Annotated in this window: 20 protein-coding genes; 18 read left to right on the top strand and 2 right to left on the bottom strand. The window is 29.9% G+C overall.

Annotated features, from left to right (window positions below; all coding sequences use genetic code 11):
* The first annotated feature begins 2 nt into the window (after positions 1–2).
* Both pyrE and ACY2RW_RS14635 read left to right on the top strand, forming a co-directional pair.
* A complete protein-coding gene (gene pyrE / locus ACY2RW_RS14640) occupies positions 3–644 on the top strand; it encodes an orotate phosphoribosyltransferase (RefSeq protein ID WP_490123483.1) in 642 nt (213 codons plus the stop codon).
* 9 nt (positions 645–653) lie between these two features.
* Positions 654–1,043 (top strand): SRPBCC family protein, encoded by a 390-nt coding sequence (locus tag ACY2RW_RS14635; RefSeq protein ID WP_490123482.1) that lies wholly within the window; start codon positions 654–656, stop codon positions 1,041–1,043.
* On the opposite strand, the gene ACY2RW_RS14630 is transcribed toward ACY2RW_RS14635, so the two are convergent.
* Positions 1,040–1,771: a biotin--[acetyl-CoA-carboxylase] ligase gene (locus ACY2RW_RS14630; protein WP_490123481.1), complete on the bottom strand. Its 732-nt coding sequence runs from the start codon at positions 1,769–1,771 to the stop codon at positions 1,040–1,042. The two genes, ACY2RW_RS14635 and ACY2RW_RS14630, sit on opposite strands and share 4 nt — an antisense overlap.
* 86 nt (positions 1,772–1,857) lie before the next feature.
* Here ACY2RW_RS14630 and rsfS point away from each other — a divergent pair, with 86 nt between their 5' ends.
* The 10 genes from rsfS to ACY2RW_RS14580 all read left to right on the top strand — a co-directional run bounded on the left by rsfS (position 1,858) and on the right by ACY2RW_RS14580 (position 11,485).
* The gene (gene rsfS, locus ACY2RW_RS14625) at positions 1,858–2,226 is read left to right on the top strand and encodes a ribosome silencing factor (protein WP_490123480.1); all 369 of its coding nucleotides are present in this window, start codon (positions 1,858–1,860) and stop codon (positions 2,224–2,226) included.
* 21 nt (positions 2,227–2,247) lie between these two features.
* On the top strand, positions 2,248–4,227 hold the full coding sequence (gene ftsH / locus ACY2RW_RS14620; RefSeq protein ID WP_490123479.1) for an ATP-dependent zinc metalloprotease FtsH: 1,980 nt from the start codon (positions 2,248–2,250) through the stop codon (positions 4,225–4,227).
* 18 nt (positions 4,228–4,245) lie between these two features.
* A complete protein-coding gene (locus ACY2RW_RS14615) occupies positions 4,246–4,830 on the top strand; it encodes an LUD domain-containing protein (RefSeq protein WP_490123478.1) in 585 nt (194 codons plus the stop codon).
* Between the two features lies 1 nt (position 4,831).
* The gene (locus tag ACY2RW_RS14610) at positions 4,832–5,626 is read left to right on the top strand and encodes a phosphatidate cytidylyltransferase (protein WP_490123477.1); all 795 of its coding nucleotides are present in this window, start codon (positions 4,832–4,834) and stop codon (positions 5,624–5,626) included.
* 2 nt (positions 5,627–5,628) lie between these two features.
* Complete coding sequence (locus tag ACY2RW_RS14605) at positions 5,629–6,285, top strand: phosphatidylserine decarboxylase family protein (protein WP_490123476.1); 657 nt, start codon at positions 5,629–5,631, stop codon at positions 6,283–6,285.
* Between the two features lie 5 nt (positions 6,286–6,290).
* Entirely contained in the window at positions 6,291–6,557 is a 267-nt protein-coding gene (locus ACY2RW_RS14600; RefSeq protein ID WP_490123475.1) for an acyl-CoA-binding protein, read from the top strand.
* A gap of 5 nt (positions 6,558–6,562) precedes the next feature.
* Positions 6,563–7,192: a YceI family protein gene (locus ACY2RW_RS14595; RefSeq protein ID WP_490123474.1), complete on the top strand. Its 630-nt coding sequence runs from the start codon at positions 6,563–6,565 to the stop codon at positions 7,190–7,192.
* A 122-nt stretch (positions 7,193–7,314) separates the two neighbouring features.
* Positions 7,315–10,782 carry a DUF8693 domain-containing protein gene (locus ACY2RW_RS14590; protein ID WP_490123473.1) on the top strand — a complete coding sequence of 1,156 codons (3,468 nt, stop codon included), beginning with the start codon at positions 7,315–7,317 and terminating at the stop codon, positions 10,780–10,782.
* A gap of 22 nt (positions 10,783–10,804) precedes the next feature.
* Positions 10,805–10,978 carry a hypothetical protein gene (locus tag ACY2RW_RS14585; RefSeq protein WP_490123472.1) on the top strand — a complete coding sequence of 58 codons (174 nt, stop codon included), beginning with the start codon at positions 10,805–10,807 and terminating at the stop codon, positions 10,976–10,978.
* A 51-nt stretch (positions 10,979–11,029) separates the two neighbouring features.
* Complete coding sequence (locus ACY2RW_RS14580; protein WP_490123471.1) at positions 11,030–11,485, top strand: hypothetical protein; 456 nt, start codon at positions 11,030–11,032, stop codon at positions 11,483–11,485.
* A gap of 3 nt (positions 11,486–11,488) precedes the next feature.
* On the opposite strand, the gene ACY2RW_RS14575 is transcribed toward ACY2RW_RS14580, so the two are convergent.
* Entirely contained in the window at positions 11,489–12,370 is an 882-nt protein-coding gene (locus ACY2RW_RS14575; RefSeq protein ID WP_490123470.1) for a TIGR01777 family oxidoreductase, read from the bottom strand.
* 101 nt (positions 12,371–12,471) lie between these two features.
* On the opposite strand from ACY2RW_RS14575, the gene ACY2RW_RS14570 reads away from it, so the two are divergent.
* The 6 genes from ACY2RW_RS14570 (at position 12,472) to ACY2RW_RS14545 (ending at position 22,693) form a co-directional block, all read left to right on the top strand.
* Complete coding sequence (locus tag ACY2RW_RS14570) at positions 12,472–13,593, top strand: vWA domain-containing protein (RefSeq protein WP_490123469.1); 1,122 nt, start codon at positions 12,472–12,474, stop codon at positions 13,591–13,593.
* Between the two features lie 122 nt (positions 13,594–13,715).
* The gene (locus ACY2RW_RS14565) at positions 13,716–15,167 is read left to right on the top strand and encodes a MoxR family ATPase (RefSeq protein ID WP_490123468.1); all 1,452 of its coding nucleotides are present in this window, start codon (positions 13,716–13,718) and stop codon (positions 15,165–15,167) included.
* Positions 15,168–15,552: 385 nt separating this feature from the next.
* Positions 15,553–18,504 (top strand): SusC/RagA family TonB-linked outer membrane protein, encoded by a 2,952-nt coding sequence (locus tag ACY2RW_RS14560; protein WP_490123467.1) that lies wholly within the window; start codon positions 15,553–15,555, stop codon positions 18,502–18,504.
* 11 nt (positions 18,505–18,515) lie between these two features.
* On the top strand, positions 18,516–19,952 hold the full coding sequence (locus ACY2RW_RS14555; protein WP_490123466.1) for a RagB/SusD family nutrient uptake outer membrane protein: 1,437 nt from the start codon (positions 18,516–18,518) through the stop codon (positions 19,950–19,952).
* A gap of 11 nt (positions 19,953–19,963) precedes the next feature.
* Complete coding sequence (locus tag ACY2RW_RS14550; RefSeq protein ID WP_490123465.1) at positions 19,964–21,334, top strand: glucoamylase family protein; 1,371 nt, start codon at positions 19,964–19,966, stop codon at positions 21,332–21,334.
* A 12-nt stretch (positions 21,335–21,346) separates the two neighbouring features.
* Complete coding sequence (locus ACY2RW_RS14545; RefSeq protein ID WP_490123464.1) at positions 21,347–22,693, top strand: glucoamylase family protein; 1,347 nt, start codon at positions 21,347–21,349, stop codon at positions 22,691–22,693.
* Positions 22,694–22,709: the final 16 nt, after the last annotated feature.

Below are 22,709 nucleotides of genomic sequence, written 5' to 3'. Positions count from 1 at the left end.
ATATGATTTTAAACAAAGATACAGCTAAAAAAACAGCTGAGCTTTTATTGCAAATTAAGGCAATAAAATTAAGTCCAAACGAACCATTTAATTGGGCTTCTGGCTGGAAATCGCCAATATATTGCGATAATAGAATTACCTTATCTTATCCTCCAGTTCGTGTTTTTCTTAAAGAAGAAATTGCAAAAATTGTAGAATTAGAGTATGGTAAACCAGATGTAATTGCGGGTGTTGCTACAGGTGCAATTGCTATTGGAATTTTGGTAGCCCAAGAATTGGGTGTTCCTTTTATTTATGTAAGACCAGAACCCAAAAAACATGGTCGAAAAAATCAAATAGAAGGGCATTTAGAAAGTGGACAAAATGTTGTGGTGATAGAAGATTTAATTAGCACAGGAAATAGCAGTTTAAATGCAGTAGAAGCATTAAAAGAGGCTGGAGCAGTGGTAAAAGGTATGGTTGCTATTTTTTCTTATGGATTTGATGTAGCTGATAAGAATTTCGAAAATAAAAATGTAGCATTAAGTACTTTAAGTAATTACGAAAACCTACTAGAGCAAGCTTTAGATAGTAATTATGTTACTCAAAAAGAGTTGGTTACTTTAAATGATTGGAGAAAAAATCCAAGTGAGTGGAAACAATAAAAATATAGCATGAATATAAACGGAAATACAGTAACAGTAAAAAAATCTGCAGAAGAAGTATTTACTTTTTTTACAGATTTAAAAAATTTTAAAGAAATAATGCCAGATAATATTCAAAAATTTGAGGTAGATGGCGATTCTTTTTTATTTGGCTTACCAGGAATGCCAGAAATTAGATTGGTTTTAAAAGAAAAAACTCCTTTTTCTAACATTACTTTAGGTGCAGCAAGTAGTAAACTACCATTTACATTATCTGCAGATATTACAGAATTATCTGAAAATAAATCAGAAATACAATTGGTTTTTGATGGCGATTTTAACCCAATGATGGCAATGATGATTAAAAAGCCACTAACAAAATTTGTAGATACACTTACAGAAAATATTGGAAATCTTTAAAGAAAAGAAACTTCTTTAACTCCAAATTCTTTGATAGAATCATCTTCTAATTGTATTTGAAGTTTTCCATCATTAGAAATCCCAGAAATAATACCCATAAAAATTTCATCCTTACTGTTTTTAAACATAGTAGGGATGTTTTTTTTATACAAAACGCTTAAATAATCCTCTTCTAAAACTGCAAAGTCTTTAGTCTCTAATAATTTTACTTTCTGTTGAATTGTTTTTAAAATATCTGCTAATAATTCATCTAAATCGTATTTTAAATTGGTTTCTAATTGTAGAGAAGTTACTTTTTTTAAAAAATTAGGAAATTTTTTTTGATTTACATTCAACCCAATTCCGATAACTGAATTCTTTATTTTATCACCAATAAACGTATTTTCAATTAAAATACCACAAATTTTTTGGTGTGCTGACAGAATGTCGTTTGGCCATTTTATATAAATTTTAGGAAGATTTTTACTTGATAAAACTTCATAAATAGCTAAAGAAATGGCAAAGTTTAAATATTTTTTTTGATAGGTTTTTAATTCTTTAAACTCTATAAATATACTGAAAGTAAGGTTTTTAAAAGGTTCTGCAACCCATTTACTATCTTGTTGCCCTCTTCCTTTTGTTTGGTTATTTGTTACAACTGTAGTAAAATTTTGAAGCGTAGAATTCTGTGCTAAATCCTTTAAAAAAGAGTTAGTAGAATCAATGGCACTAAGTTTGATTATTTTCAAGTGTTAAATAAAGTGTAAACTACTGTAATATTACATAAAATACTCGCAAAAAAATAATAACTTTGCGACAAATTAGAAAAAAGTTAATGACAAAAAAACAAGTAAGTAAAGACGATTTAATTGCTGTAATTATTAAAGGAATTGATGAAGTAAAAGGAGAAGATATTCAGTTACTAGACTTACGTGAAATAGAAAATACTGTTTGTGATTATTTTATAATTTGCTCTGGTAATTCAAACACACAAGTAAATGCAATTTCTGGTTCTATACAAAAATTAGTAAGTAAAGAACTTAAAGATAAGCCTTGGCATATAGAAGGGCAAACAAACTCTGAGTGGGTTTTAATGGATTATGTAAACGTAGTTGTTCACATATTTCAAAAACATGTACGTGAGTTTTATGATATAGAGAGTCTTTGGGGTGATGCCAAAATTACAGAGATAAATCCAGTTTAATTTTTTGATTTTTTAAAAATAATGAGTGATTCAAAGAAAGATAATAATTCTAATATGCCTAAATTTAAATTTAATGCGTATTGGATATATGCTGCAATATTTATTGTAATTATTGCACTTCAATTTTTTAATAGTGGAGATTTAGCTTCAAAAACTATTACAAAAAATGAATTTAATGAAATATTAAAAGAGAACGACATTAAAAAGATTGTTGTTGTAAACAATAATATAGCACAAATTTATATAAAGCAAGAGGCTTTAAAAAAGGAACGCTATAAAAAGATGGTAAATTCTGCTTTTTACTCTAAAGGAGCCTCTTTATACGAATATAATTTTGGAGATTTACAAAATTTTGAAAATAATATAGAAAAAGTTAGAGAAAGTAAAGATTTAGATTTCGATTTAAAAAACGAAAGCAGAACCAGTTTTTTTGACACTATTTTAAGTTTCTTACCATTCATCATTCTAATAGCAATTTGGCTGTTTTTTATGAGAAGAATGTCTGGTGGTGGAGCTGGAGGTGGTGGAGGTGGTCAAATCTTTAGTATCGGAAAATCAAAAGCAAAATTATTTGATAAAGATACCAAAGTAAAAACTACTTTCGAAAATGTGGCAGGTTTAGAAGGTGCTAAAGAAGAAGTACAAGAAATTGTAGATTTCTTAAAAAATCCTGAAAAATATACCTCTTTAGGAGGTAAAATTCCTAAAGGAGCCTTGTTAGTAGGTGCACCAGGTACAGGTAAAACATTATTAGCAAAAGCTGTTGCAGGAGAAGCTGGAGTTCCTTTTTTCTCATTATCTGGTTCAGATTTTGTAGAAATGTTTGTTGGTGTTGGTGCTTCTAGAGTAAGAGATTTATTTAAACAAGCACAACAAAAATCTCCTTCTATTATTTTTATTGATGAAATAGATGCAATTGGTAGAGCTCGTGGTAAAAATAGTATGACTGGTGGTAATGATGAGCGTGAAAACACTTTAAATCAGTTGCTTACAGAAATGGATGGTTTTGGTACAGATACCAATGTTATTGTGTTAGCAGCAACCAATAGAGCAGATGTTTTAGATAGTGCTTTAATGCGTGCAGGACGTTTTGACAGACAAATTTATGTAGATTTACCAAATATAAACGAAAGAAAAGAAATCTTTGAAGTTCATATCAAACCACTTAAATTGGCTAATGATGTAAATATTGATTTTTTAGCACAGCAAACTCCTGGTTTTTCTGGTGCAGATATTGCAAATATGTGTAATGAAGCTGCTTTAATAGCTGCAAGAACAAGTAAAAAAGAAATAGAACATCAAGATTTTTTAGATGCAGTAGATAGAATTGTTGGTGGTTTAGAAAAGAAAAATAAAGTAATAACGCCAAAAGAGAAAAAAGTAATTGCTTTTCATGAAGCAGGCCATGCAACTGTAAGTTGGATGTTAGAACATGCAGCACCTTTGGTAAAAGTAACAATTGTACCAAGAGGACAATCTTTAGGAGCAGCTTGGTATTTACCAGCAGAAAGAATGATTGTACAGACAGAGCAAATGTTAGATGAAATGTGTGCAACAATGGGAGGTAGAGCTGCAGAAAAAATAATTTTTAATAAAATATCTACAGGAGCTTTAAGCGATTTAGAAAAAGTAACAAAACAAGCCAGAGCTATGGTTACTGTTTATGGTTTAAATGAAGAGGTAGGAAATGTAACTTATTACGATTCTTCAGGAAATGACGCTTTTGTAAAACCTTACAGCGAAGAAACAGGAAAGAAAATAGATAAAGAAATTTCTAAAATGATTGAGTCTCAATATAAGAGAGCTGTTGAATTGTTAGAGGCTAACAAAGAAAAATTAACAATTTTAGCAGAATTATTATTAGAAAAAGAAGTTATCTTTAAAGACGACTTAGAAAAAATATTTGGAAAAAGACCTTTTGAAGAAGTAGAAGAAAAAATTGAAAGAATAGTTGAACAAAGAGAAGATATTCCCCCAGTAATTAAAAATACTGAAGAATAATTAAATATCTTTAAATGAATGAATTTTTTTAAAAAGCTTTTCAATATCCCTGTAAAAGAGGATAAAGAAATTCAAAAACAAGAAGTAAATCTCTCTTTAGATGATTTGTTTGTGCACAACTTTGTAGAAAAAGGAGGTAAGTTTTTATATTGCGTAAAAAACCAAGAAGTTGTTCAAAATTTAAACAATATTTTAAAAGAGAATAATTGGAATCAAATTACGCTGTTGGATGACAATTTAACAGCTTTTTTAGAAAAAAAAGAGGTTAATATAGACAAAGAACTTAAATCTGATACACCCGTTTTTACAACTTGCGAGCATTTGATTGCAGATAATGGTAATATTTTATTTTCTTCAAATCAATTAAAAAGTATTAAGCTTTCTGAAATGCCAAAAGACTTTATAGTATATGCAACTACAAGTCAGTTGGTTAAAGATATGGGACAAGGTTTAACAGGTATTAAAATAAACCACAAAGACAAACTGCCAACTAATATCTCTGCAATAAAAAATTATGGAGTTGATAAAAATGATGATAATTTCTTAAACTACGGTAACAGTAATTCAAAAAACTTATATTTGCTGCTATTAGAAGATTTATAATATGCGCAACCTTTTAAGAAGGAGTTTTTCTGGAATTATTTACGTTTTAATATTTTTATCTGCTATTCTTATTTCTAAAGAATCGTATATAGTACTTACTTTTTTATTTGGAATCTTATGTATTTGGGAGTTTTCTAAACTTATTCAATTTAAAAGTTTTATTAGTTACATTTTTTTTGGTGTTGCCTTGTTTTTAATGTTGAAAAAACCTGAAAATTATGCCATATTTGGTATTTTAGGAATTACATTATTATCATCTTTATCATTAATTTATTTCTTATTTACTGAAAAAGAAATTACTTTTTCTAATGATAGGTCTAAGTTAGGTATAGTTATTAGATACCCTATTTTTTCTATATTGTTTTTAGTATTATTACCTATTTACAAAGGTACTTATAATCCTCATTTAATGATATCTATACTTATAATGATATGGGTAAATGATAGTTTTGCATTTCTAGTTGGTAAAAACTATGGTAAAAGAAAACTATTTGTATCTGTTTCTCCCAAAAAAACACAAGAAGGGTTCTTAGGTGGAGTAGTTTTTGCTTTAATTGCAGCGTTTGCAATAAGTGAATTTAACACATATTTTTCTTTAACAAATTGGTTGATAATTGCTTTAATCATAAGTGTTATAGGTACTATAGGAGATTTAGTAGAATCTAAATTTAAAAGACAAGCAAACATAAAAGATAGTGGTAATATTATGCCAGGTCATGGAGGTATTCTAGATAGGTTAGATAGTTTGTTGTTTGCAGCACCATTTGTATATTTGTATATTAATTTTATAATTTAAAAATGATTCGTTTTCACAAAGAAGGATATAAAATCATAACAATTTCTTTAATTTTAGCTGTTGCTGGAGTTATATTAGCAGATAAATTTGTAGAAATAAATTGGTTAGCGAAAACAATTCAAATAATAATTGTTGTTTTTTTAATTATTATTCTTCAATTTTTTAGAAATCCTAAAAGAATATCAACTTTAAATGATATAAATTTAGTTGCGCCTGTAGATGGTAAAGTTGTTGTAATTGAAGAAGTAGAAGAACCAGAATATTTTAAAGATAAAAGATTACAAGTATCTATATTTATGTCGCCAATAAATGTGCATGTAACAAGGTATGCAATGAGTGGTGTTATAAAATATAGTAAATACCATCCAGGAAAATATTTGGTTGCTTGGCATCCAAAAGCATCTACAGAAAATGAAAGAACAACTGTTGTTATAAATAATAGTTCTTTTGGAGATGTTTTGTATAGACAAATTGCTGGGGCATTAGCTAAAAGAATTGTAAATTATGCAGTAGAAGGAGATGAGGTTGTACAAGGTACAGATGCAGGTTTTATTAAATTTGGCTCAAGAGTAGATTTGTTTTTACCATTAGGAACTAAACTTAATGTTTCTTTAGGAGATAAAGTTAAAGGAGGAGTGCAAGTAATTGCAGAAAAATAGTAGTTATGGATTCTGAGTTAGACAAAAAGTTTAATGATACATTTAGTAAAATATCAGAATTAAAAAAAGCAATAGCTCCAGATGTTATGCTAAAATTATATGCTTATTACAAACAAGCAAATTTTGGCAATCAGTTTTCTTTTAATAGTGAACCCAATGTAAGAAGTGCTTTTAAGTTTAATGCATGGATACAATTAAACGGAATGTCTTCTGAAGAAGCAAAGAAAGAGTATATAGACTTAGCATATAAAATTTTAAATAATAAAAAATAACCATCATGAAAAAAGGAGTAGTTTTATCGTTCTTAATAGCAATTGTATTTAGTTTTTCTACATGTAAATCTGAAAAAAAAACAGATTATAGCATAGATAAAAAAACAGAAGTTAAAAAAAGTGATGCAGCTTTTTCTTTAAAGAATGCTAAAAACGAAATTAACTTTACAGCCTATAAAACTACAGAGAAGGTTCCAGTAGGTGGGCAGTTTAAAAAAGTTGATATCAATTCTGGAGGAGAAGGAAATACGATAAGAGAAGCCATAAATAATACAGAATTTTCGATACCAGTTAGTAGTATTTTTACCAAAGATTCTAGTAGAGATTACAAAATAAAAAAATTCTTTTTTGGTGTTATGGACAATACCAAATTATTATCTGGTAAATTAGTTATACAAAATGACTCTACTGGTTACACAAATTTAAAGATGAATGGAGTTGAAGAAAAAGTACCTTTTGTATATAGTATAGAAGGAAGAACTTTTACAATGAATGCAACAATGGATGTTTCTAATTGGAATGCTGTAAAAGCTTTAAACTCTTTAAATTTAGTATGTAAAGACTTACATAAAGGTGCAGATGGTGTATCTAAAACATGGTCTGATGTAGCTTTAAATATAAAATCTAGTTTTTAATTTTTTTTGCATTTATATTTGTTTTTTAAAAAAAATGTATATATTTGGAGAAATTAATAATTAATTAACCCCTATAAATTAATGATTAAGTATTAGTTAAATACTTTTCGGCCCCTATCTAAATGACAAGAAAATTTTCCCCTAAATTTTTAAGACACGCAGTTGTTTTATTAATTATTTTGCAATCATTTCAAAGCTTTTCTCAATCTAATGTTTATATCAATGTAAATTGGGTAAACTATTCTGGAGAAAATAAAATAGAAATTATAAACTCTTCAAATTCTGTAGTTTTATCTTATGACCATAATTATGGGAATGGATCCAACACATCTCATTTAAATAAAAACTCAAACACTGTAAGTTTACCTAATGGAACCTACACTGTTAGAGTTTATGATAATTATGGAGATGATTGGAATGGAAATGGCTCTTATGGAAAAATATTTGTAGATGGTGTAGAAAAATTTAATTTTAATGGCGATTTTTCAAACAATGCAAGTGCAAATACTCAAATTACTTTTGATTATACTTTAACAATAGATTCTCTAGATGATGCATCTTTTAGTTATAGTTCATCTTCTTATTCAATAACAGAATCAGACCCAACACCTACAATAACAGGAGAAACTGGTGGAACATTTTCGTCTACATCTGGTTTAAGTATAAATTCAACAACAGGAAAAATAGACCTTTCAGCATCAACTATTGGTAATTATATAGTTACTTACACTACTCAGAATCCTGACCAAAATAGTGCAACATTTAACATTCAAATAAAACAAGGAAGTGTACCTGGAGTAGCAGAATTTTATAGTAATAATACATCTTTTCCTAATAATATAGAGTACATTCCAGGAAACTTACCAATCATAATTTCTGCACCTCATGGAGGAAAAAACGTTGATGGTAATTTAATAACTAGAAATTGTGGCGTTAATGAAGAAGATAATAATACAGATATCTTAATAAGAATTATTCAAAAAGAAATTTTTGATTTAACAGGAGGATATGCACACATTATTATAAATAATTTAAGTAGATCTAAATTAGATCCTAATAGAAATAAAACAACTGCGACTTGTAATAATGCAGCAACAAATCCATATTTTGATGCTTATCATGGGTTTATAGATAAAGCAAGTGCTAAAGTTACTGCAGATTATGGAAAAGGAATTTATATAGATTTGCATGGACAAAGTCATACACCAAAAAGAATAGATGTTGGTTTTAATATATCTACTGCTACATTAGATGTTGATGCTCCTTTAAGCAATTCAATAACAACTTCTACAATACAAAATTTAAAAAATAACAATTTAGGTAACTTAACTTTAGAGCAATTGGTTAGAGGTACTACAAGTTTTGGTCATTTTTTACAAACAACAGGAGGTTCATTTTACAATTCTACAAATGGAGGAGCATACAAACAATGTGGAAGAACATCTGGTTATAGAGCAGTACCAAGCTCTTATAATTCTGGAGGATGTGATGATACTTCTCCTAATGGATCTGCTTATTTTGCTGGAGATTATTATAGTAATATAAGACATGGTTCTGGCCCAGCAGCAGCAGAGTCTACAGCAGCAGGAAATACTATTGGTGGAGGAGGTACTATAGATGGAATTATGACAGAAGTAAATAGAGACGTTCGTCATCTAGGAAATTTAACTACAGAATACAACAGAAGCGATTCTAAGCCACAAACAATTGTTCCTTTTGGTAAAGATTATGCAGCTGTAATACTTAAATTTATAGAAGCACATTATAATGATTTTTCTAAGTTTTCTTACAATACCAATACACACTCAATTTTTGGTGTAGATGTAGCACCAACAATTAGTGGAGTTGCAGGTGGTACTTTTTCTAGTACATCAGGTTTAGCTATTAACTCTTCTACAGGATTAATTGATGTTTCTAACTCTACCCCAGGAACTTATACAGTAACTTATGTAGGAGGTAATATTAATAACTACTACAAAAAAGAGAATCAGATTATCATAAATTCATCAGCAGTAACAAATGAGTTAAATGTTAATTCTGGTAATTGGTCCTTGGCGTCAAATTGGAGTTTAAATAGAGTGCCAATTGCAACAGACAATATATCTATTCCTTCTGGTAAAACAATAAACGTAGATATTAGTAACGCAGTTGCAAAAGACGTATCTAATTTAGGTACGTTAAATGTAAACGCTGGTAAATACTTAAATGTATCAGGTAACCTAAACACAACTGGTAGTTTGGTTGTAAAATCAGATGCTACAAGTAGTGGTTCTTTAGTTGTACAAGGTACATCTTCTGGTACGATTTCTTATGAAAGATATATTAAGAAAAATACGGGTTGGTTTATCATATCAAGCCCAGTAGAAAACCAAGATATAGATGCTTTTGCAAATTCAAATGCATTGGCAGTTGGGTCTGGAAATAATAGAGGTTTATCTAGTTACAACCCAGTTAGCCAAACTTGGAGTTACTACCAAAATGGTACAACTACTTCAGGTAATTTTGCGATGGGTGATGCTAGAGCTGTACGTCGTTCTTCTGTAGGAAACCTAACATTTACAGGTAGTTTAAGAACATCAAATTATACAAAAGCAGTAGTTTCTAATGGGAGTGGATGGAACTTAATTGGTAATGGGTACCCTTCTTTTTTAAATACAAATAATGCAGCCAATAATACTAATAATTTAATTAATACAAACTTTTCATTATTAGAAACTGGTTTTAAAGCTATTTATTTCTGGGATACCAATACAAATTCTTACAAACCATTTAACAATGCATCTGCTGCAAAATATGTAACTCCTGCTCAAGGGTTTTTTGTAAAAATTGGAACAAACGGAAATTTTGCTTTTAACGAGAATATGCAAACTCACCAAGAAGGAGATTTATTTTTTAAAAATAATAAAACAGGTAATTTTGAAATTAACTTAAAACTATCTGGTGGTAAAAGCACAAAAAATACAGAAATTAAGTATATTAAAGGCACAACTACAGGTTTAGATGATGGTTATGATGCAGGTTTATTCTCTGTAGATACTAATTTAGATATTTACAGTCATTTAGTAGAAAATGATTCTGGTGCAATGTACGCTTTACAAGCATTACCAAATTTGAATTATTCTAATATGATTGTTCCAATAGGAGTAAATGCTAAAGAAAATACTTTAATAACATTTAGTGCAGATGTTTTAAATTTACCAAAAGGATTAGCAGTTTTTATTGAAGATAAAGAAGTTGGGAAATTAGTAAGAATAGATCAAAATTTAGCAACGTACCAAATTACAACAACACAAGCTTTAAATGGTAAAGGTAGGTTTTACATTCACACAAAAAATAACACTTTATCCACTAAAGATGCGCAAATTAATGCTGTTTTGGTTTATACAAATAATAAAAATTTAATTGTAAAAGGTTTGCAAGAGGAAGGAGCAATAAAAGTATTTTCTGTCCTTGGAAACCAAGTTTTACAGCAAAAATTATCAAAAACCTTAGAGCATAATTTAGATATTTCTAAATTTTCAACAGGTGTTTATTTAATAGAAATAAAAACTAATACACAAATTATTAAGAGAAAAATAATCTTAGAGTAACCCCTAAACTTTAACGAAAAAAATGAATTCAAAACAATCCCCTAAAAAAGAAGTGCAAATATCAAGAAAAGATGCACTAAAAAAAATTGGTAGCTACTCTAAATATGCTGCACTTACAGCATTAGGTACATACATTTTGTTAAGTCCACAACAAGCTCAAGCACAGAGTCCAGAACCACCAGGACTTGGTTTTTAAGTAGAATAATTTAACCCCCTAAATAAAATAATAACCCCTAAATTTAATATTATGAAAAATTTTAAAACACAATTATTAGTAACTGTATCTTTATTTTTGGCAATTGCAATAAATGCCCAAGATCATTTAATGACTCTTAAGCCTATGTCTGCTAGCATTCTTAAAATTGATAAGAAAAAGAAAATGACAGAAGCTCCTTTAATTAAAGATGCTTCATACTCATATAAATATAAAGGAGGAGATGTCTTAGTTGTATTTGAAGGAAATCAACATTTCGAGTTTTTTAACAATAAAAAACACTTTATTAAATCTGATTTGGTTTGGACTGCTAAAGATGAATGTTATATGATAATTAAAGAATTTAATTTACCAAACTTTCCATTTAAAGCAGGAACTAAAATGAAAATGGAAATAACAAAAGTAAAAGACGGTTATGTTTATTACAGATCTACTTTGGGAGGCAGAACATGGAAAGGAAAAATGAAAGAAGCTAAGGCTAAAATCTAATACCTATCTAAGACTAACCAAGGCTTTTTCAAGCTCAGAAAATCGGAAAGAATAACCACCATTCTTTTCGATTTTTTTTGATGAAATTCTACTACCTTTCAATAAAACATCTGCCATTTCTCCAAAAACAATTCTTAATATAAATGAAGGTACAGCAACTGGCAAAAAAGGCTTTTTAAAAGCTTTTGCAAGTACTTTAGAAAAAGATTTACTTGTGTGTGACTCTGGAGAAACAGCATTGTAAATACCAACTAATTTATTTTCTATAGCCATTAAGTACATCTCACATAAATCTTGTATATGAATCCAAGGCATATATTGTTTACCTGTACCTAAAGGAGTTATTACAGGTGTGTTCATTTTTTTTAATGCACCACCATTTTTTGCCAATACAATTCCAGTTCTAAGAATTGTTACAGGTACTTGCAAAGTTTCAAATTGGTGTGCAGCATTTTCCCAAGCCACACAAACATTTCCTAAAAAATCATTTGCAGGTTTGTCTTCTTCAGTAAAAATAATATCAGTAGTCACAGCACCATAATATCCATTTGCAGAAGCAGATATAAATCCTTTTAGATTGGTTTTAAGTTCTTTTACTTTTTTAAATAATAAATTAGCAGAATTTACTCTACTATCTAAAATTACTTGTTTTCTTTCTTCACTCCACCTTTTATCTGCAATTCCTGCACCAGCTAAATGAACAATGTAATCTATATTTTTAAAGGCATTTTCATCAATATAAGATTCAGCAATATCCCATTTATATTCGTTATTCTTTTTGGGACTTCTTGTTAAAATCGAAACATGATGATTTTTATCAATTAACATTTTAGACAATGTTTTGCCTACTAAACCTGTACCTCCTGTAATTAATATTTTTGCCATCTATCAAAGATAAATCTTTTATAAATTCACTTTATAGAAATATATGCTAAAGCAATGTTAATCTTTTTTTAACCACTTAATAAAGCCGTATTTTTATAGTGATGAAAAACAATACAAAAAGAAAAGGATTTATCTTTAAAAGTTACGAACCCAAAAATCAATCTCCTTTTGATAAGTTGTTCGAAATTTTTAAGGAACTTATAACTTATACTTCTGGCGATTTTGATGAAGCCATAGACTGGTTACGTTCTTTAGACAAAGAATACAAACTTACTACAGCAGAGTATACTATTGATGATTTTGTAGAAGATTTAAAGAAAAAAGGTTTTATTAAAGATGAAATCAAACCTGATGGAAGTGGAGGAACAGCAATAACAGCAAAAACAGAACGTGCTATTCGTCAACAAGCATTAAATCATATTTTTGGAAAGATAAAAAGAAGTGGTACAGGCAATCATAAAAGTAAATCTCCAGGAATAGGAGATGAGCATACAGGAGATTTTAGAGCCTATCAATTTGGCGATAATTTGGATAAAGTTTCGATGACAGAAAGTATTAGAAATGCCCAAATTAATAACGGAATTGGAGATTTTACACTTTCTGAAAATGATTTGGTTGTAGAAGAAACATTGCATAAAAGTCAAATGAGTACTGTGTTGATGATTGATATCAGTCACTCAATGATTTTGTATGGAGAAGATAGAATTACACCTGCCAAAAAAGTAGCTATGGCTTTAGCAGAACTCATCACTACTCGTTATCCAAAAGATACTTTAGATATTTTGGTTTTTGGTAATGATGCTTGGACCATTAAAATTAAAGATTTACCTTATTTACAAGTTGGTCCATATCACACAAATACAGTTGCAGGTTTAAATTTAGCAATGGACTTGTTACGAAGAAAGAAAAATACCAACAAACAGATTTTTATGATTACTGATGGAAAACCAAGTTGTTTGCGTTTACCAGATGGACAGTATTATAAAAATAGTAATGGTTTAGACAAATACATTGTAAATAAATGTTATGCAATGGCGCAACAAGCTAGAAAATTGCACATACCAATTACAACATTTATGATAGCTCAAGATCCGTATTTAATGCAGTTTGTAAGAGCATTTACACAAGCAAATCAAGGAAAAGCATTCTACACAGGTTTAAAAGGTTTAGGAGAAATGATTTTTGAAGATTATGAAACGAATAGGAAGAAAAGAATTAGATAAAAGCCCATCTAAATCTTCCCAAAGGGAAGACTTTTTAGCAAGTTTATGGGTAAAAGTAAAATATTAACATAAAGATAAACATAACAGTTCTCTCTCCTTTGGAGAGAGTTAGAGAGAGGCTTATGAACATACAAACATTAGGAGAATTAAAAAAATCAGGATACAAATCTAAATCAATAAAAGACGAATTACGAGAAAATCTCATTACAAAAATGATGAGTAAAGAAACTGTTTTTAAAGGTGTACATGGATATGAAAATACGGTTATTCCAGAATTAGAAAGAGCCATTTTAAGCAGACATAATATCAATTTATTAGGTTTAAGGGGGCAAGCAAAAACACGATTGGCAAGATTGATGGTCAATTTATTGGATGAATACATTCCAGTAGTACAAGGTTCAGAAATTAATGACGATCCACTAAATCCAATTTCGAGATTTGCCATTGAAACCATCAAAGAAAAAGAAGATGAAACTCCGATTTTTTGGCTACACAGAAACGAACGTTTTGCAGAGAAATTAGCAACTCCAGATGTAACTGTGGCAGATATTATTGGTGATGTAGATCCTATAAAAGCAGCCAACTTAAAATTAAGTTATGCAGATGATAGAGTCATCCATTATGGAATGATTCCAAGAGCCAACAGGTGCATTTTTGTAATTAATGAATTGCCAGATTTACAAGCTAGAATTCAAGTGGCATTATTTAATATTTTGCAAGAAGGTGATATTCAAATTCGTGGTTTTAAACTACGATTGCCTTTAGATATGCAGTTTGTGTTTACTGCAAATCCAGAAGATTACACCAATAGAGGTAGTATTGTAACCCCTTTAAAAGACAGAATTGGTTCGCAAATTTTAACTCATTATCCAGAAGATATAGAAACAGCAAAAATTATTACGCAGCAAGAGGCAAAAAATATTCAGAAAGACTTTATACAAGTACCAGAATTGGCAAAAGATTTATTGGAGCAAATTGTTTTTGAAGCCAGAGAAAGCGAATATATTGATGCAAAAAGCGGAGTAAGTGCTCGTTTAAGTATTTCTGCTTTTGAGAATTTGTTAAGCACAGCAGAAAGAAGAGTCTTATTGTCTGGTGATGATAAAACTATGATTCGTTTAAGTGATTTCGATGGAATTATTCCTGCAATTACTGGTAAAGTAGAATTGGTGTACGAAGGAGAACAAGAAGGAGCACAAGTTGTTGCAGAAAATTTAATAAGAAAAGCAATAAAAACATTATTTCCAACCTATTTTCCAGAGATAAAAAAACTAGAAAAACAAGATGTAGAAACACCTTATGACGATATTATTTCTTGGTTTTTTAATATAGATGAAGATTTTGAGTTGCTAGATGATTATACTGATAAGCAGTATAAAAATGAATTAGACAAAATTAAACCAATTGATAATTTTTTAAAAGAGCATCAGCCAAATTTGAATATAAATGATGTTTATTTTGTAAAAGAGTTTTTGCTATGGGCTTTGGTAGAATTTAAAAAACTAAGTAAATACAGGTTTGCAGAAGGCACTCAATTTAAAGATCCTTATGGGAGTTTTTTGAGTAAATTTTAATGTAATCAATGTCTCATTTACCATGTTATTAACATTTAAATTTTTAAATTTTTAAGTTAAATTTTCCTATCTTAGTATACGTTCTATTTGTGTTAAAAATAAATTAGCACGAAATATTTAGGTTAAAGACTATCATATTATTTGTTATTTTTTTAAAAAAAATATTTATTTTAACCTCATCAGCATTACATCAGTATGTTAAAAGATGTAGATGTTATTTTTTTTAAAAATCTAGAAATCAAATATTTATATTTTTTTTTAATTATTTTTAACTACTACACTTTTCGTGTCTTCTACAAGGAGCTACCTTTACAGTGATAAATAATATCAATCTATAAATATTATGAAAATAAAGATTTTTTGCTTGTTTTTTTATTTAAGTATAATGCAAGTTTTAACAGCTCAAGAAAAAATAGAAGGCACTATAACAGATGTAACTAAGAATCCTTTACCAGGAGCATCTGTAATAGTAAAAGGTACTTCTATTGGTACAGAAACAGACTTTGATGGTAAGTTTATGCTTCAAGTTAATATTGGTGATACTCTTGTCATTCAATATCTTGGCTTTGCAACCAAAGAAGTATTGGTAACTTCGTCTAAAACCTATAATATAGTTTTAGTAGAAGAACAAAATCAATTAAATGAAATTGTAGTGGTAGGTTATGGTACAAGAAAAAAGAATGTACTTACAAGTTCTGTAGTTACTGTAAAAGGAGAAAAATTAGCTGAAGAGCCACTCTTAAATGCAACTCAGGCATTACAAGGTAAAGCAGCTGGTGTACAGATTATTGCATCTGATGCTCCAGGACAAGCTTCTAAAGTTATAATTAGAGGTTTGGGTACTGTGTTAGGTAATGAAAATCCATTGTATGTTGTTGATGGTATTTTAACAGATAATATTAATAATATTAATACATCTGATATAGAAACAATGAATGTTTTAAAAGATGCAGCTGCATTAGCAATTTATGGTAATAGAGCTTCCAATGGTGTATTAATTATTACCACTAAAAAAGGAAAGACTGGTAAAATGCAGTTAACTTTTGATACATATACTGGTATGAGAACTATTCTAAGTAATGTTAAATTGGCAAATGCTAATGAATATGTTACCTATAGTAATGAAGCTATAAAAAGAGATTTAGAAAGAGATAACGACCCAACAAATGATAATGATAAAAGTGATTTTATTTTATCTGGTTCTCCTTACAATACAAATTGGTTAGATGCCATCACTAGATTTGGTAGGGTTTCTAATTACAATTTATCTTTATCTGGAGGCTCAGAAAAACTGAGAGGTTTTTTTAGTGCTGGTTTTAATACAGAAGAAGGTATTTTAATTGGAAATGACTTTAGAAGACTTACATTACGTAGCAATATAGATTTTAATATAAACGACAAATTGTCTTTTTCTAATAGTGTAAATGTGCAATTAGCTAATTCAATACCAAAAAGTTTCGGAGCTTTTACAACAGCTTTTAAACAAGCTCCTATTATACCTGTAAGAGATGAAAATGGGGCTTATGGTTCTTCTGTGGGTATTAATAATGTTGGCAATCCAGTTAAAGATTTAGAGTTTCAGGATGAAAGACAGCGTTATTTTAAAGTGCAGGGTTCTTTTAAAGTAGACTATAAAATATTAGAATCGTTAACCTACACCTCTGCTTTTTCTATAGAAACAGAATATGCACGTTTTCATAATTTTCAAGATAGATTAGGTTCTTTTTTAGCGAGTAACCCATCTAATTCAGAACAATTGTATTTTAATGGTAATCCAGATAGAGAAAGAACATTTTTAGCTGTAACGCATACTAATTTTTACCATTGGTTTATAGATAATTATGTAACCTATAAAAACACTTTTAAAGAAAACCATACAGTTAATGCAACTTTAGGTATGAGTTCTGAAGAAGATAGATCAGAAGGATTAACAGCAACAGCAATTAATGTTCCTTTAGATAAAAACTTAAGGTACAATCTAAATACAGGAGATGATAATGAAACAAGAAGTGGTTCTGGTGGATTTAGTCCTTTTAAACGATTACGCTCTTTCTTTGCAAGAGTAAATTACGATTACAAAAACAGATACTTGTTTAGTGCTTCTTTTAGAAGAGATGGTTCAAGCCAATTTCAAAAAGGGTTTAAATTCGGTAACTTCTTTGCTGTAAGTGGTGGTTGGGTAGTTTCTGATGAAAAATTTATGCAAGATTCTTTCTTTGATAAATTAAAGTTAAGAGCAGGTTATGGAGAGTTGGGTAACCAAAATGTACCTTTACAAATCATAACACTATCAACAGGTGCAGGTGGGTTTTATCCATTTGGGGCAGACCAAAGTTTAAATCAAGGAACAACAATTAGCTCTACATTGGCAGATAATTTAAGCTGGGAAACTACTCGCGAACTTAATTTAGGTGCAGAATTTACACTATTTGATTATAAACTAAGTGGAGAGATAGATTACTATATTAAAACAAACACCAATGCTATTTTACAAATTAAACTACCAGATGTTTTTGGTATAGACCCATATTTAGATCATATTGGGCAAATAGAAAACAAAGGGTTAGAAACTTCATTAAATTGGAGAGACGAAATCAATGAAAATTTTAAATATAATGTTGGGTTAAATGTAGCAGTTAACCAAAACAAACTAACAAAAATTACCAATCCTTACTTTAATGAATCTATAGGAGGAGACATAGGTAATGGTCAATACATCAAAAGAGTTCGTGTAGGACAACCTGTAGGTAGTTTTTTCTTATACGACGTAATTGGTATAGATGATAAAGGAGAGTTAGTTTACGACGATGTTAATAAAAATGGGATAACAGATGAAGGTGATAGAAAATTTATGGGGTCTATAATTCCTAAATACAATATAGGATTTAATTTAGGAGCCAACTATAAAAACTTTGATGTTAATATAGACACTTATACAAGTTTAGGAGCCAAAGTATATAATGGTAAAAAAGCACAACGTTTTGGTAACGAAAATATAGAACAATCTGTTTTTAATAGTAGATGGACATCTGGAAGACCAAGCAACACAACACCAAGAGCATTCAATGAAGTGCCTTTGTCTTCTAATTATTATTTAGAATCTGCAGATTTTTTTAGAATAAATAATATTACTTTAGGATATACTTTACCTAAAGAGAGCTTAAAATTCTTTTCTAAAGTAAGAATTTATGCAACAGCAAAAAATCCACTCATCCTAAAAAAGTTTTCAGGCTTTACACCAGAATTACCTGGAGCTGCATTAGGAAATGGAGGAGTAGAACTAGGGGCTTATCCAACACTTAAGTCATTTTTTATAGGAATAAATACATCATTTTAAACATAATAAAAATGAAAAATAAAATTTTAAAATCAAAAGTATCTAGATACACGATTATTCTAGTCTTTACAATCTTGTTTTCTTGTAGCGAAGATTTTCTAGATGTAAATGCAACATCAGAAACCGAAGCAGCTTTAACACCAGATAAATCTGTAGAGTTAGTAAATGCAATTTATAACAGGTTTTTGCAATGGCAAATGAGTTCTTTTTCTTGGAACGGAGTTACCAGTATAACCACAGATGATGCAGATAAAGGAAGTAGTACAGGAGATACAGGTTCAGACAAAGATATTTTAGATGCCATAAGTTTTGATGCAACTACCATATCTATTGGAGAAGTTTGGAGCGAACATTACAACGCAAACCAACGTATAACACAAGCTTTAATAAGAATACCTCAGTTTGATATAGACCCTGTTTTAAAAGAAAGACTCATTGGAGAGGCTAAATTTTTAAGAGCATTAATTTATTTTAGATTGGTAAAAACTTATGGAGGTGTACCACTAATTTCAGAAAAATCAGACATTACAAGTTTAGATGTTTTAAAACGTGCTTCTAAAGAAGATGTATATTTATTTATAGAAAAAGATTTAGAGGACGCTATTGCTTCTTTACCTGAAAAAAATCAATATCCTGCTATAGATTTAGGAAGGGCTACTAAAGGAGCTGCAAAAACATTATTAGCCAAAGTTAGTATGTATCAAAACAAATGGCAAAAAGTTTTTGATTTGACCAACGAGGTTATTACTTCTAATCAATACGATTTAACTCCAAAATATGAAGATATTTGGAAAGAGATAGGAGAGAATAATATAGAATCTATTTTTGAAATACAAGCCAAAGGTGGAGACGCTCCAACTGCAGGTGTACAAGGTTATAGTGTAACCCAAGGAGCCAGAGGACAAGGTGGCTGGGGTTGGGGCTTTAACACACCAACAGAAGATTTGGCAAACTCTTATGAACCTAATGATGAGAGAAAAGATGCCACTATTATTTTTAGAGGAGAAACCTTATTTGATGGGAGATTAGTACCCAATACAGTAGTCAATGCAATGTACAATCAAAAAGCTTATTCTAGTATTAATTCAGATGCATGGGAAACAGGAAAAAATGTAAGAATACTACGTTTTGCAGAAGTATTGTTAATGAATGCAGAAGCTGCTTTAGAATTAGGAGGTGATGCAGCTACACCACTTAATAGAGTTAGAAAAAGAGCAGGTTTAGGAGACGCTCCTGTTGTTGATAAAATGGCAATTTGGAAAGAAAGAAGACACGAATTAGCCTTTGAACACGATAGATATTTTGACCTAGTTAGACAAGGTAGAGCAGGTCAAGTACTAAGAGCTCATGGAAAAAACTTTATAGATGGCAAACATGAAGTTTTCCCTATTCCACAGGAACAAATAGACAAAAGTGGAGGAGCATTAATTCAAAATCCAGGATATTAAAATAAAAAACCATGAAAATTTCATTAAAAATAAATAAAAAATTTGTTGTAATTACCAACTGTTTAGTTCTAGCATTATTCATGAGCTGTACAGAAGAAAATATAGCACCACCTCCACCAGATGTAGAGGCAATTTTTGAACGCCCTGTAAAAGTAATCCCTTTTGAAGACTTGTTAGACTTAGTTCAAGAAAGAACATTTAAATACTTTTATGATTTTGCAGAACCAAATAGTGGTCTAGCTAGAGAACGTTCTCAAGCAGATGCTTTTGATGGAAGGTCAAGACAGGTAGTAACCACTGGAGGTTCTGGTTTTGGTATTGCTGCTTTTCCTGCAGCTGTAGAAAGAGGTTGGATAACCAGAGCTAAAGCCATAGAGCGTATGCAGAAAATATTAACTTTTTTAGAAACTGCACCTAGATATCATGGCGCATTTTCTCACTGGTACTATGGAGACACCAAAGAAACGAGACCTTTTAGTGCATTAGATGATGGTGCAGATATTGTAGAAACGGCTTTTTTAATACAAGGGCTTTTAATTTCTAGACAATACTTTTCTAATAATAATACAGAAGAAACTGATATTAGAAATAGAATTACTTCTATATGGGAATCCGTAGAATGGGACTGGTTTGTACAACCAGGAGAAAAGGTAATAACTTGGCATTGGTCTCCAAATCACGACTTCCAGTTAGGACTAAAAGTGCGTGGATGGAATGAAGCTTTATTAGTGTATGTATTAGCAGCCTCTTCTCCAACACATACTATTACTAAAGAAATTTATGATGAAGGTTGGACTAGAAATGGTAACATGAGAAATGGTAATACTTATTTTGGTGTTAAATTACCTTTAGGACCAGAAAAAGGAGGTCCTTTATTTTTCTCTCAATACTCATTTATAGGATTAAACCCTACAAATTTAGTAGATCAGTACACTAATTATTTTGAGCAAAATAGAGCGCATGCACTAATTAATTATAATCATTGTGTAGAAAATCCAAATAATTACAAAGGTTATGGAGAAAATAGTTGGGGACTTACAGCTAGCGATAACTTTAACGGATATGCTGTGCATGAGCCTACTAATGACATTGGAGTTATTACACCAACAGCAGCATTATCTTCTTTTCCTTACACACCAATAGAATCTAAAAAAGCATTAGAATATTTTTACTATAAGCAAAATGCAAAACTTTGGGGAGAATATGGTTTTTATGATGCTTTTTCAGAAAGTCAAAATTGGTATGCAGATGGTTATTTGGCTATAGATCAAGGACCCATAATTTGCATGATAGAAAACTATAGAACGCAATTGTTATGGAATCTTTTTATGGCTGACCAAGAAATTAAAAACGGATTAACAAAACTTGGGTTTACTTTTTAAACTAGATAGAAAATGATTTACTCCAAAAAAATATCGTTTTTTACTTTTATAGTTACTTTTTTTCTAATCTTTATAAGTTGTAAAAAAGATAAAGTAATAAAAGAGGCAAATAGTGTTCAGAAAATTTCTTTTAATAAATTATTAGACACAGTTCAAAAAACTACATTTAATTATTTTTGGGATTTTGCAGAACCTAATAGTGGTTGGGCTAGAGAGCGCTCTCAAAAAGATGCTTTTGATGGCAACTCTAAAAATGTAATTACTTCTGGAGGTACAGGTTTAGGTATTTCGTCTTTTCCAACTGCAGTTACAAGAGGTTGGATAACAAGAACAGAAGCTTTAAATAGATTAGATAAAATTATAACATTTATAGAAAAAGCAGAACAATTTCATGGTGCATTTGCACACTGGTATCTTGCAAATTCTGCAAAAGCACGTCATTTTAGTGATTTGGATGATGGTGGAGATATTGTAGAAACAGCTTTTTTAATACAAGGCCTTTTAATTAATAGGCAGTATTTCTCTAAAAACACACCAAAAGAAAAACAAATTAGAGATAGAATTACTTCAATTTGGGAAAATGTAGAATGGAATTGGTACACGCAAGGTAAAAAATCGATTACTTGGCACTGGTCTCCAAAACATAATTTTAAAATGAATTTGCCAGTAAGTGGTTGGAACGAAGCTTTAATTGTTTATGTTTTAGCAGCTGCATCTCCAACACATAGTGTTTCTAAAGATGTATATACAAATGGTTGGGCTAGAAATGGTAAAATGAAAAATGGCAAAACGTTTTACAATTATAACTTACCTTTAGGAGAAGATTTTGGAGGCCCATTATTTTTATCACATTACTCTTTCTTAGGATTAGATCCAAGAGGATTAAAGGATGATTTCTGTGATGATTATTTCAAACAAAATAGAGTGCATTCACTAATCAACTATGAATATTGTAAAGAAAATCCAAAAAATTTTAAAGGATATAGCGAAAACTGCTGGGGTTTAACAGCAAGTGATAATCATCAAGGATATGCTGCTCATCATCCAAATAACGATTTAGGAGTTATTACGCCTACTGCTGCCTTGTCTTCTTTTCCTTACACCCCAAAAGAATCTACCAAAGCATTAGAATATTTTTACTACCAATTACATGACAAATTATGGGGCAAATACGGATTTTATGATGCGTTTTCAGAACAGCAAAATTGGTATTCTAATGGCTATTTGGCTATAGATCAAGCTCCCATAATTGCGATGATAGAAAATTATAGGACTCAACAAGTGTGGTCTTTATTTATGAGTGATAATGATATAAAAAATGGATTGAAAAAGTTAGGATTTAGTAGCCCCAAAATATAAAATAAATTAATTATTA

This window comes from Polaribacter sp. 2305UL8-11 (genome assembly GCF_058147165.1).
This window is presented reverse-complemented; position numbering and strand designations above follow the sequence as displayed.